This window comes from uncultured Thiodictyon sp., assembly GCA_903837595.1.
GTDB lineage: Bacteria > Pseudomonadota > Gammaproteobacteria > Chromatiales > Chromatiaceae > Thiodictyon.
Genome location: CAILVI010000017.1, coordinates 18,085 through 29,700 on the forward strand (window position 1 = coordinate 18,085; position 11,616 = coordinate 29,700).

An 11,616-nucleotide genomic window follows, 5' to 3' on the forward strand; every position below is an offset into this window, starting at 1 on the left:
TGCAGAAATAGCTCCAGTCCAGTCGCTTTCCCTCCGCTACTGCTCTAATGCTTGAGATGCCGCGCGCGCCAGAAAGCCCGATCGGCTCAGGTGATGTGCTTTTGCGTAATCATCGATGCGCCGCACCAAGCACTCGGGTAATGAGATATTGACGCGGATTGCTTTGGGATTCACCCGCGCAAGGTCGATATCCACCAGTAGCCATACACCGCCTTGATACTCGGAGCGCGTCGCGACTTCTTGCAAGGGGGTCGGTGGTGGGATGACCAGATCCTCGCCTTCGCAATAGACCTCCACCGCTTCCTGGACCTGCGCCGGCAGTGCCTCCCAATCATCCGCCGCCGAAAAGCAGCCCGGAAAATCGGGGATTGTGACGCCATGCGCGTGCCGCGCGTCGCCCAGATGGACATAAACCGGATACAACATCGTCTTTACTCCCAGACCCAGCCGGCCTGTCGATAGATATTGCGCAGCGTTCCGATTGCCACGTCTTTGCGGGGATGCGGCACCACCACATGGCCGGGGCGCTTTGGGTGTTTGAACTTTACATGGTCACCCTTACCGCCGGCCCGGACCCAACCTTCGGCTTCAAGCCGTTTGACTAAGTCCGTGCTTTGCATGTTGTGTCGTCTTATCGAGACCATGCCTGGCCTTGACCGTCTTCCAGATTCCGGCCAGGGTTCGCGCGGACTGACCGCTACGTTCACCCTCGACCAGCGCCTGGTTCAGTGCCGCGCGTCGCTCCTGATACTCCTGATCCCGACGGATGAGGTCACGGACATAGTCGCCGCCATTGCTGTAATGGCCGCTCTGGACCTGAGCCTCGATCCACTGACGCATGGGGTCGGGAAGTGAGAGATTCATGGTTGCCATCGTCGATACCTCCTGAAATGAAAGATGACATCGGTCGTGCTCGTTCCCAAGCTGAGCTTGGGAACCAGAGCGGCCCGTGCCGAATGGATTAACCCAGTCCCAGGATATTGAACCCGGTATCGACGTACAGCACATCCCCCGTGATGCCGCTCGCCAGATCCGAGCACAAGAAGGCCGCGGCGTTACCCACCTCTTCGGTGGTCACGGTGCGCCGCAGCGGCGTGTGCTTTTCCACCTGATTGAGCATCGCGCGGAAGTGCGAGATGCCGGCCGCGGCCAGGGTGTAGATGGGTCCGGCGGAAATGGCGTTGACGCGGGTCCCGTGGGGGCCGAGTGAGGCCGCCAGGTAGCGGACATTGGCCTCCAGGCTGGCCTTGGCGAGCCCCATCACGTTGTAGTTTGGCACGGCCCGCTGGGCGCCGAGGAAGCTCATGGTGAGCAGCGCGCCGTTGCGGCCCGCCATCAGGTGCCGGCTGGCCTTGGCCAGGGCGGAGAAGCTGTAGGAGGAGATCTCGTGGGCGGTGTTGAAGCCCTCCCGCGTCAAGGCGTCGACATAGTCCCCCTCCAACTCGTACTTGGGGGCATAGGCGATGGCGTGGACGACGGCGTCCAACCCGTCCCAGCGTTCCTCCAGGGCCGCGAAGCAGTGGGCAATCTGGCGGTCGCTGCCCACATCCAACGGGAGCGCGATGTCGGAGCCCAACTGGGAGGCAAACTCCTCCACCCGCGGCTTGAGCTTGTCGTTCTGGTAGGTCAGCGCGATCTGGGCGCCCTCGCGGTGCATGGCGGTGGCACAGCCCCAGGCGATGGAGCGGTTGCTGGCCACGCCGGTGATCAGGATGCGCTTGTCTTGTAGGAAGCCCATTGGAAGTCGTTGCTCCGTGGTGGTGGTCGATGGTGTCGGGCGCAGGGTGCGCGCTGCGGGCGGACGGGGGGCACGGTGCGGCTTTCGGCGGCGCCGTGTCCCGTGCGATCATGGCACCCCATGGGAACCCATAACACTACCGAAACTTGTCGGCCTGTGCCAGCCTGCACCGATCCGCACCGCCGGGTCGTGGGTGCGGCGCCGGCGATTTGCCCCCGCTCGCCGCGAGTGCGCGCGGGCGTGGCAGTGCTCGCCCTGACCTTGCTCCTGCTGCTCGCCGGCTGCGGCAAGGCCCCCTGGAACGACCCCTATCCCGATGCTCAGCGGTTGACCAACACCGTCTACACCTCCTTCAGCGAGCGCCCCAAGCACCTGGACCCGGTCCGCTCCTACTCCGCCGACGAGTATGCCTTCCTCGCCCAGGTCTACGAGCCCCCGCTCCAGTACCAGTTGCTGCTGCGGCCCTATCAGTTGGTGCCCCTGTCCGCGACCGAAGTGCCGGTCGCGCACTATGTCGACGCCCAGGGGCAGCCCCTCCCGGGCACCGCCCCCGCCGAGCAGATCGCCTACAGCGACTACCTGATCCGCGTGCGCCCGGGTGTGCGCTTCCAGCCGCACCCCGCTTTCGCCAGGGACGCCTCGGGAGCGCTGCGCTATCAGCGGCTAACTGCGGCGGACCTGCGCGGCATCAACCGTTTGGCTGATTTCTCCGACACCGGTACCCGGGAGCTGACCGCGGCGGACTTCGTCTACCAGATCAAGCGCCTCGCCGCCCCCTGGCTGCACTCGCCCATCGCCGGCGTGATGCAGGAGCATATCCAGGGCTTCAAGGAGCTCGGCGATCGCCTCGCGCCGGTGGCGGCGCAGGACCCGGTCGCGCGCGTCCAGGCCCTGCGCGCGGCACGGCTCGACGGGGTTGAGGCCGTCGATCCATTGACCTTTCGCATCCGCGTCATCGGCAAGTACCCCCAGTTTGCCTACTGGCTCGCCATGCCCTTCTTTGCCCCCATGCCCTGGGAGGCGGAGGTGTTCTATGCCCAGCCCGGCATGAAAGAACGAAACATCGTGCTCGACTGGTATCCGGTCGGCACCGGTCCTTTCATGCTGACAGAGAACAACCCGAACCTGCGGATGGTGCTATCGCGCAACCCCAACTTCTGGGGTGAGACCTTCCCCACCCAGGGGATGCCGGGGGACGCCGCAGCCGGGTTGCTCAAGGACGCCGGCCGACCCATGCCCTTCGTCGACCAGGCCATCTACAGCCTGGAAAAGGAGGATATCCCGCGCTGGAACAAGTTCCTCCAAGGCTATTACGACAGCTCAGGGCTTTCCTCCGACGCCTTTGACCAGGCGGTGCGCATCGGTGGTGACGGTGGCCCCAGCCTCACCGAGGAGATGCAGTCCCGGGGGATCGAACTGCTCACCTCAGTGGAGACCTCCATCTCCTATCTCGGCTTCAATATGCTAGACCCGGTGGTGGGCGGCTATTCGGAGCAGGCACGACTGCTGCGGCGGGCGATCTCGATTGCGGTGGACTATGAGGAATTCGTCTCCATCTTCGCCAACGGTCGCGGCCTGATCGCCCAGGGGCCGCTGCCGCCCGGGATCAGCGGGTATCGGGAGGGGGAGGGCGGGATCAACCCCTATGTCTATGAGTGGCAGGACGGCCGCCCGGTGCGCCGCGACATCGCGCAGGCGCGCACCTTGATGGAACAGGCCGGCTACCCGGGCGGGCGCGACGCCAAGACCGGCCGCGCGCTCAGCATCAATTATGAGGCGGTCGCTACCGGGCCCGACGACAAGTCGCGGCTCGCCTGGATGCGTAAGCAGTTCGAGAAGCTGGGGATCGAGCTGGTGATCCGCTCCACTGACTACAACCGCTTTCAGGAAAAGATGCAGAACGGGACCGGCCAGGTCTATATGTGGGGCTGGAATGCGGACTACCCGGACCCGGAGAATTTTCTCTTTCTGCTCTACGGCCCCAACGGCAAGGTGGAGCATCAGGGGGAGAACGCCTCCAACTATGATAACCCTGAATTCAATCGGCTGTTCGATCAGATGAAATATATGGAAGACGGCCCGGCACGCCAGGCGGTGGTCGATCAGATGCTGGAGATTGCCCGCCGCGATGCGCCCTGGCTGTGGGGCTTCTACCCCAAGGCCTTCAGTCTACACCATCAGTGGCTGCTCAACGCCAACCCCAATAAGATGGCGAACAACACATTGAAATACCGACGGGTCGATACAGTGCTGCGGGAGCGCCTGCGCGTGCAATGGAATCCGCCCATTGTCTGGCCCCTCTGGGGCATCCTCGCGCTCGTCGTCGTCCTGGTCATTCCCGCCCTATGGATGGTACGGCGCCGCGAGCGGAGCACTGCACTGTGAGCGCCTATATCCTGCGCCGCTTGCTCTATGCCATCCCGATCCTGATCGGGGTGAACCTGCTGACCTTCGTACTGTTCTTTGTACTCAATTCGCCGGATGAGATGGCGCGTATGCAGTTGGGTGAGAAGCGGGTGACGCCGGCCGCCATCAGCAATTGGAAGCGGGAGCACGGTTATGACCAGCCGCTGCTCTTCAACGAGTCGGCGCAGGGCCTCGCCAAGGTCACGCAAACCATCTTCTTTCAGCGTTCGGTGAGGCTCTTCGCCTTCGATTTCGGTTCATCCGACAACGGGCGTGCCATCGGCTACGACATCTCGCAACGCATGTGGCCGAGCCTGGCGATTGCGGTTCCGGTGCTACTGGTGGGGCTGGCGCTGAACATCAGCGTGGCGCTCTTCATCGTCTTTTTTCGGGCAACCTATCTGGACCTGGGCGCGGTGGTGCTGTCAGTGGCGATGATGTCCATCTCCGGGCTCTTCTATATCATCGGGGGCCAGTTTCTACTGAGTAAGCTCTTCCACCTGGTGCCCATCTCCGGCTACGATACCGGGTTTGAGGCGTGGAAGTTTCTCATCCTGCCGGTCATCGTCGGGGTGATCGGCGGGGTGGGTTCCGGGGTACGCTGGTACCGCACACTGTTCCTGGAGGAGATCTCCAAGGACTACGTGCGCACCGCCCGCGCCAAGGGGCTCACCGAGCGGCGGGTGCTGTTCCGGCATGTGCTCGGCAATGCCCTGATCCCGATCCTGACCGGGGTGGTGGTGGTATTGCCGCTGCTCTTCATGGGCAGCCTCATCACTGAATCATTCTTCGGGGTGCCCGGCCTGGGCAGCTACACCATCGATGCGATCAGCAACCAGGACTTCGCCATCGTCCGCGCCATGGTCTTCCTGGGTGCCGTGCTCTACATTCTGGGGCTGATCCTGACCGATATTTCCTATACATTGGTCGATCCGCGGGTGCGGCTGCAATAATGCCCCTCATGCCAGTCATTCTCTGGACCGACGCACTGGTCTTCCTGTTGTTGGCACTCGGCGTCGGGTTTGGACTCTACGCCTCCCACCATGAGCACCTGCGCGCCCCCTGGCGGCGGGTCGCCCGCTCCCGGGTCGGGATGGGAGCCTTGGTCATCTTGGTGTTCTATGTCCTGATCGGGCTACTGGATACCATCCACTTTCGCCTCCCGCTCACCGCCCCACTCCCGGCCGCGGGCCAGCCTGCGGCTGAACGCCAATTCGCCCCTGAGGTTCTGAGCCTGCTCGATGCCTGGGCGACACCGCTGCGCAAGCACCAGGAAAAGACCTATTCCGCCCCCTTCGCCCTCACGCTTTTCGTCAAAGAGGCGATGACGCAGCCGGACGGCAGCGTGATCCGCGACTACCCGCGGTTGAAATGGGGCGGCCGACACCTGAAGGACCCGGGGCAACGGGGGTGGGACATCGCCGGCACCGCCCTTACGGGGCTCGCGGGGGGCTTGGTCGTCTGGGGACTCATCGCCTTGCCGATCCCCTGGCGCATGGCGCGGCGTCGTGGCTTGACCCTGTCCGTCATGTCCGAGCAAATCCGGGCCGGTCGCACCGAATTGCCCTGGCGCACGGCCCTAGGGACCTTGGCGGTGATGCTGGTGCTCGGTTTCATCGCGGGTGAACTGGCGCTCAAGTATCATATTCTGGGCACCGACAAGGTCGGGGAGGATGTCTTCTTCCAGGCGCTCAAGTCCATCCGCACCGGGCTCGTCATCGGTACCCTGACCACCCTGGTCATGCTGCCGGCGGCGGTCCTGCTCGGAATCATGGCCGGCTATTTCCGGGGCTGGGTGGATGACATCATCCAATATCTCTACACCACCCTGAATGCGATCCCCGGGGTGTTGCTCATCGCCGCCGCCATCCTGATGCTCCAAGTCTATATGGCGAATCACGCCGAGGCATTCGAGAGTCTGGTGCAGCGGGCTGACCTGCGCCTACTGTTCCTTTGCCTCATTTTGGGCGTGACCAGCTGGACCGGGCTCTGCCGGCTCCTGCGCGGGGAGGCCCTGAAACTGCGTGAGGCGGACTATGTCCAGGCCAGTGTGGCGCTGGGGGTCGGCCATTTCGCCATTCTGGGGCGGCACATCCTGCCTAATGTACTGCACATCGTGATGATCACCCTGGTGCTGGACTTCAGCGGTCTGGTGTTGGCCGAGGCTGTGCTGTCCTATGTCAACATCGGCGTCGACCCGACCATGAACAGTTGGGGCAACATGATCAACAGCGCCCGCCTGGAATTGGCCCGTGACCCGGTGGTGTGGTGGTCACTGGCCGCTGCCTTCCTCTTCATGTTCACCCTGGTCCTGGCCGCCAACCTGTTCGCCGACGTGGTCCGCGATGCCTTCGATCCGCGGCTGCGGGGGGCGCGCTGAGGGCGCACTGATCGCGACTCTAGCTTATTCCATTTGTCCTTGGTCATAACTCCGGCCATGGGCCTCGGGGCGCAGAGCACCCAACACCTGCTCAATGCCTTCCACCTAATCTTGCGCCAGCTCAAGCCCCGAAGGGGCGCGACATACCAGCTTGAGGCGCAACGCCCTGGGTATGACGTATCACAGACCCCAGCCCTGAAAGGGCGTGACATAACGAGCCCCGCCGTTATGTCACGCCCTTTCAGGGCTAGGCCGAATGAACAACGCTAACCCAGGGCGTTGCCCTGGGCTGGTATGTTCGACCCCGTTGGGGTCGGTATGGAATGTGTGGTGGAATGCGGTGCTAGGATGTATGCGAGATCATCATGCGAGTGAACGAATTGGATGCGACCATCACGAAAGGCGAGACTCTCGTCAAGTTGCCGGCCGGGATCACGGCGGAAAAGGCCAGGGTGATTGTCTTGTTTGAGCCGGAGCCCATGGTTACCAGCGATGCAAATGCTGAGGTGCTTGAATTTCTCGACGGAATTGTTGATCAGCGAGACTGGCCAGTGATGCCCAAGGAAGACATTGATCGAATGCTCGATGACGAAAGTTCGTCATGGGATTGATTCACAGGCAGGGATTGTGCTGGGATAGCTGTATCTTCATTTGTTATAGAGTAAGTGAATGCCTACGTTGAATTGGATCGGCAAAGAAGCCGTCGTCAGACATCATCGGGAAGTGCCGTTTCGGCTGCTGGAGCCGGTCCCTGAGCTGTCCTGCGGACCCGCCGACAGCGGTAACCTGATCGTGCAGGGAGACAACCTGCACGCACTCAAGGCCCTGCTGCCGCGCTATGCCGGGCAGGTGAAGTGTATCTATATCGATCCGCCATACAACACTGGCAACGAGGGCTGGGTCTACAACGACAACGTCAGCAGCCCGGAGATCCGCCGCTGGCTCGGCGACGTGGTCGGCAAGGAGGGGGAGACACTGGATCGGCACGACCGCTGGTTGTGCATGATGTATCCGCGGCTGGTGTTGCTGAAGCAGTTTCTGAGCAACGATGGATCGATATGGATCTCGATGGACGATTCCGAAATAGGTCACCTGCGCCTATTGATGGACGAAGTGTACGGGAGAAATTGCTTTGTCGCCTGTAATGCCTGGCAGAAGAGGTACTCGCGTGAGAATCGCGGCGCCATCGGCGATGTACACGAGTACGTCATGGTCTATGCCCCTAGGCCCGATCTGTTTCAGACTACCAGGAATCGTGTGCCGATCGACGAAAAGCAAGCGGCCGTCTATAAGAATCCGAATAAGGACCCCAAAGGGCGATGGCGCGGAATCCCGATGACGGCCCAGGGCTGGCGACCGAATCAGATGTACGAGATAGAAACGCCATCGGGAAAACTTGTCAAGCCGCCCGAGGGGCGTTGTTGGTCGACAATCGAAAGCGAGTTCATGAAGCTGAAGGCTGCTGGTCGAATCTACTTTGGTAAAGATGGGTCCGCTCAGCCAAGCACCATTCGTTATCTTTCTGAGGTCGAGGGATTCGTGCCGTGGACATGGTGGCCGCACGAGGAGGTTGGTCATACGGATGAATCGCGCAAGGAAGTTCAAGATATATTCGGCACACAAACAGCGTTCGATACACCAAAACCCACCCGCCTCATTCAGCGTGTCCTGCAAATCGCGACCGATAAGGATGCATTGATCCTTGACAGCTTCGCTGGTTCTGGTACTACCGGGCACGCAGTGCTGAAACAAAATGCAGAGGATGGCGGGAATCGCCGCTTCATCCTGGTGGAGATGGACGATAAGATTGCGCCAAATGTCACCGCCGAGCGCGTCAAGCGTGTCGCCCAAGGCTACACCAACGCGAAAGGCAATACCGTCGAGGGTCTCGACGGCGGTTTCCAGTTCTGCCGCCTATCTGCCGAACCACTGTTCGATGCCACCGGCCAGATCCGGAGTGACGTGACATTCGCGCAACTCGCTGAATTCGTCTGGTTCGCTGAGACCGGCAGCGGTTATGCCGGGACGGCAGGTAGCCCGCTCATCGGCGTGAATGAAGGCGTCGCCATCTATCTGCTCTACAACGGTATCCTGAAGGACATGGCGCCGGCCGGCGGCAATGTACTGTCCGGGCCGGTCTTTGATGCGCTACCCAAGTTCGCCGGTCCCAAGGTGATCTATGCCGCGGCCAACCGGCTGGGCTCGCGCACCGCGCGCGAAGGCGTCACCTTCAAGCAAACCCCTTACGCATTGGACGTGTGAGCAATGACGACCTTCGCCCCCAAGACCTATCAGTCGCAGGTGCTCGAAAGTCTCGAGGCCTATTTCAAGGCCTGTCACGAGCTACCGTCGCCCTCGCTGGCCTTCACGGCCATCACCGAGCGCCTGTGGGGGCGCGGCCTAGCCTACAATGCCCTGCCGGGCTTCCCGCCGGATATGCCGTATCTCTGTCTGCGGGTGCCCACCGGCGGCGGCAAGACTTGGCTGGCGGCCAAGAGTGTGGCGCTGGTCAACACCCACCTGCTGCGCTGCGAGCACAGTGTCATCCTCTGGTTGGTGCCGAGCCGGCCGATTCGCGAACAGACGCTCAAGTGTCTCAAGGACCGGTTGCACCCGTATCACGCCGCCTTGCGTGAGGCCGGCCCCATCACGGTGATGGACCTGGACGAGGCCAAGAGCGTGACGCGCGCAACCTTGGACACCGGGACCACGATCATCGTCGCAACCCGCCAGGCCTTTCAGGTGGAAGAGGAAGAATGCCGGAAGGTGTATCAGTCCAGCGGCACGCTGATGCACCATTTTGATAACCTCTCACCCTCCCAGCGTGATGAGCTCTTGACCGATGGTGAAGGCGCGGACCGGACTATCCCCTATTCGCTGGCCAACATGCTGCGGCTGCGCCGGCCGTTCGTCGTCGTGGATGAGGCGCACAACAGTCGCACCGAGCTTGCCTTTAATATGCTGGCCCGTTTCCGCCCCAGCGGGGTGCTGGAACTGACCGCTACGCCGGACCTTGAGCGCACCCCGAGCAATGTGTTGCATAGCGTCTGCGCCGCCGAGTTGAAGGCGCAGCAGATGATCAAGTTGCCGGTGGTGCTGGAAACCGAGCCCAACTGGCAGCAATGCCTGGCCGATGCCATCGGCCGGCGGGAGGCGCTGCACAAGCTGGCCGAAGAGGAGCGGCGGACGGGGGCGCCCTATCTGCGGCCGATCGTGCTGGTTCAGTCGGAGCCGCGCCGTTCCGGGGTCGAGACGCTGGACTTCGAGCGGGTGCGTCATGAGCTGATCACTAACCACGGCATTCCGGCCAATGAGATTATAGTGGCCACTGGGGAGGAGAAGGGGCTCGAGCAGATCGATGCGGACTATAAGCTAGGCATTGCCGACCCACACTGTCCGGTCACGTTTGTCATCACCCAGTGTGCCTTGGCCGAGGGTTGGGACTGTCCCTTTGCCTATATTCTGGTGAGCATGGCCGCGCTGCATTCGGCGACGGCGGTTGAGCAGTTGCTCGGACGGATATTACGGCAACCCAATGCCAGTCATCGGGCGGCGCGCGCGCTCAATCAATCCTACGCCTTCGTCGTCTCGCGTAACTTCGCCGAGACCGCCGGCGCATTGCGTGATCGGCTGGTGGCCGGGGCCGGCTTCGAGCGGCGCGAGGTCACTGAGTTCGTGACGGCTGCCAAGGCCGAGCAAGGGCAGCTTGATTTGGCGGGGTACGCCGGACGCGTGGTCGTGCGGCCAGTGCCTGTTACCTTGTTGGAGAAGCCAAATCTTAAGAGTGTACCTAAGCCCGTGCGGGACAAGGTGGTATGGGACGGCAAACTCAACACATTGACCATCAATGCACCCTTGACGGTGGAAGAAACAGCGGTGCTCAAGGCCGCGGTGGTGACGCAGACGGCAGCGGCGGCGATCGATGAGGCGGCGCTGATCAGCCGTACCACGGCGATTGAGGTGTTCCAGACCCCGGCTGAACGCGGCGAGCGCTTGCGGGTACCGCAATTGGCGTTGCGGGTCCAGGGGGAGCTGAGATTATTTGATGACCCGGAGGTGCTGGAGTACCCCTGGGATTTGGGGCATTACGATGCAGCCCCGACGCGCGAGGACATCGCCGCCGTGGATGCGGGCTTAAAGGTCTCCGAAGGCGGCAAAATCGATGTTGATGCCGGCGGCAAGGTCGTTACCAGTTTCATAAAGGAAATGCAACGCGACCTGGGGCTGGTCTATCAGCCCGAGCATTGGGACGCGGTACGCCTGGCGAGCTGGTTGTGCAGCAATCTGCCGGAGCCATCCCTGACGCATGCCGCTAAGCAGGCCTTTGTGGCCGCGTGGTTGGGTCAGTGGCTGGAGCGGGATGATTGCATACTGGCGCGCGCCAATCTGCAAAAGTTCATGATCCGTAACCGTCTTGAGGCACGTATTCGGGAGCTGCGCAAGCAGGCAGTCGGCAAGGCCTTTCAGCTGACCCTCTTTGGGGATGATGCGGCGTCGCGCGTGACGGTGGCTGACGATTATGCCTTTGAATTCCATCCCCATCCCCACGCCTATGCGCCAAGCCGCGACTATGACGGGCGCTTCGGGCGCTTTGACTTCCGCCGGCACTTCTACGGGCGCATTGGCGACTTTGACAGCAAGGAGGAGTTCGAGTGCGCCTGCTGGATGGACATGGCGGCGCAAAAGGGCCATATCCAGTTCTGGGTCCGCAACCTGGTGCGACGGGAGGGCAGCTCCTTTTTTTTGCAGAAGGCTGATGGACGTTTCTATCCGGATTTTGTGTGCCAACTGCCGGAATCCCAGAAACAGCCAGGCCCGATTCTGGCGGTCGAATATAAGGGCGCTGATCGCTGGAAGGCGGCGGCGGATGACCGTTTGATCGGCGGATTGTGGGCGAACCTTTCCGGCGGGCGCTGCCGTTTCGTCATGGTGACGGACAGGCACTGGGATGAGATAGAGGCGCATCTGAAATGATGGCGGATCGGTCTTGAGGCCTTGACCATGATTCCGGCCACTGCTGGGGTGGTCTTGGTCGCGGCCTGGGGGCCGCTCCTACGGCCGTAGGAGCGGCCCCCAGGCCGCGACGGGTTGC

Annotated in this window: 10 protein-coding genes; 6 read left to right on the plus strand and 4 right to left on the minus strand. The window is 62.1% G+C overall.

The window, feature by feature from the left end; all coding sequences use genetic code 11:
• Nucleotides 1-36: 36 nt before the first annotated feature.
• The 4 genes from QZY44_RS01220 to QZY44_RS01235 all read right to left on the minus strand — a co-directional run bounded on the left by QZY44_RS01220 (nucleotide 37) and on the right by QZY44_RS01235 (nucleotide 1,738).
• On the minus strand, nucleotides 37-426 hold the full coding sequence (locus tag QZY44_RS01220) for a type II toxin-antitoxin system HicB family antitoxin (RefSeq protein WP_295441106.1): 390 nt from the start codon (nucleotides 424-426) through the stop codon (nucleotides 37-39).
• Between the two features lie 5 nt (nucleotides 427-431).
• Nucleotides 432-644 carry a type II toxin-antitoxin system HicA family toxin gene (locus QZY44_RS01225; protein ID WP_365302960.1) on the minus strand — a complete coding sequence of 71 codons (213 nt, stop codon included), beginning with the start codon at nucleotides 642-644 and terminating at the stop codon, nucleotides 432-434.
• Entirely contained in the window at nucleotides 589-873 is a 285-nt protein-coding gene (locus QZY44_RS01230) for a type II toxin-antitoxin system ParD family antitoxin (RefSeq protein ID WP_295441112.1), read from the minus strand. The genes QZY44_RS01225 and QZY44_RS01230 overlap by 56 nt, the downstream gene beginning before the upstream one ends.
• 88 nt (nucleotides 874-961) lie before the next feature.
• Nucleotides 962-1,738, minus strand: a complete 777-nt coding sequence (locus tag QZY44_RS01235; RefSeq protein ID WP_295441115.1) for an enoyl-ACP reductase — start codon at nucleotides 1,736-1,738, stop codon at nucleotides 962-964.
• A gap of 240 nt (nucleotides 1,739-1,978) precedes the next feature.
• Between QZY44_RS01235 and QZY44_RS01240 the strand changes: the two genes are divergently transcribed.
• The 6 genes from QZY44_RS01240 to QZY44_RS01265 all read left to right on the plus strand — a co-directional run bounded on the left by QZY44_RS01240 (nucleotide 1,979) and on the right by QZY44_RS01265 (nucleotide 11,498).
• The gene (locus QZY44_RS01240; protein WP_295441118.1) at nucleotides 1,979-4,123 is read left to right on the plus strand and encodes an ABC transporter substrate-binding protein; all 2,145 of its coding nucleotides are present in this window, start codon (nucleotides 1,979-1,981) and stop codon (nucleotides 4,121-4,123) included.
• Complete coding sequence (locus tag QZY44_RS01245; RefSeq protein ID WP_295441146.1) at nucleotides 4,120-5,097, plus strand: ABC transporter permease; 978 nt, start codon at nucleotides 4,120-4,122, stop codon at nucleotides 5,095-5,097. The genes QZY44_RS01240 and QZY44_RS01245 overlap by 4 nt, the downstream gene beginning before the upstream one ends.
• Complete coding sequence (locus tag QZY44_RS01250) at nucleotides 5,097-6,524, plus strand: ABC transporter permease (protein ID WP_295441149.1); 1,428 nt, start codon at nucleotides 5,097-5,099, stop codon at nucleotides 6,522-6,524. The genes QZY44_RS01245 and QZY44_RS01250 overlap by 1 nt, the downstream gene beginning before the upstream one ends.
• 365 nt (nucleotides 6,525-6,889) lie before the next feature.
• A complete protein-coding gene (locus QZY44_RS01255; protein WP_295441153.1) occupies nucleotides 6,890-7,135 on the plus strand; it encodes a hypothetical protein in 246 nt (81 codons plus the stop codon).
• A 58-nt stretch (nucleotides 7,136-7,193) separates the two neighbouring features.
• Nucleotides 7,194-8,786: a site-specific DNA-methyltransferase gene (locus QZY44_RS01260; RefSeq protein WP_295441156.1), complete on the plus strand. Its 1,593-nt coding sequence runs from the start codon at nucleotides 7,194-7,196 to the stop codon at nucleotides 8,784-8,786.
• 3 nt (nucleotides 8,787-8,789) lie between these two features.
• A complete protein-coding gene (locus QZY44_RS01265; protein WP_295441158.1) occupies nucleotides 8,790-11,498 on the plus strand; it encodes a DEAD/DEAH box helicase family protein in 2,709 nt (902 codons plus the stop codon).
• Nucleotides 11,499-11,616: the final 118 nt, after the last annotated feature.

Coding starts and splice junctions, on each gene's coding strand:
- QZY44_RS01220 (WP_295441106.1), bottom strand. CDS start 426: ATGTTGTATCCGGTTTATGTCCATCTGGGCGACGCGCGGCACGCGCAT.
- QZY44_RS01225 (WP_365302960.1), bottom strand. CDS start 644: ATGGTCTCGATAAGACGACACAACATGCAAAGCACGGACTTAGTCAAA.
- QZY44_RS01230 (WP_295441112.1), bottom strand. CDS start 873: ATGGCAACCATGAATCTCTCACTTCCCGACCCCATGCGTCAGTGGATC.
- QZY44_RS01235 (WP_295441115.1), bottom strand. CDS start 1,738: ATGGGCTTCCTACAAGACAAGCGCATCCTGATCACCGGCGTGGCCAGC.
- QZY44_RS01250 (WP_295441149.1), top strand. CDS start 5,097: ATGCCCCTCATGCCAGTCATTCTCTGGACCGACGCACTGGTCTTCCTG.
- QZY44_RS01255 (WP_295441153.1), top strand. CDS start 6,890: ATGCGAGTGAACGAATTGGATGCGACCATCACGAAAGGCGAGACTCTC.
- QZY44_RS01260 (WP_295441156.1), top strand. CDS start 7,194: ATGCCTACGTTGAATTGGATCGGCAAAGAAGCCGTCGTCAGACATCAT.
- QZY44_RS01265 (WP_295441158.1), top strand. CDS start 8,790: ATGACGACCTTCGCCCCCAAGACCTATCAGTCGCAGGTGCTCGAAAGT.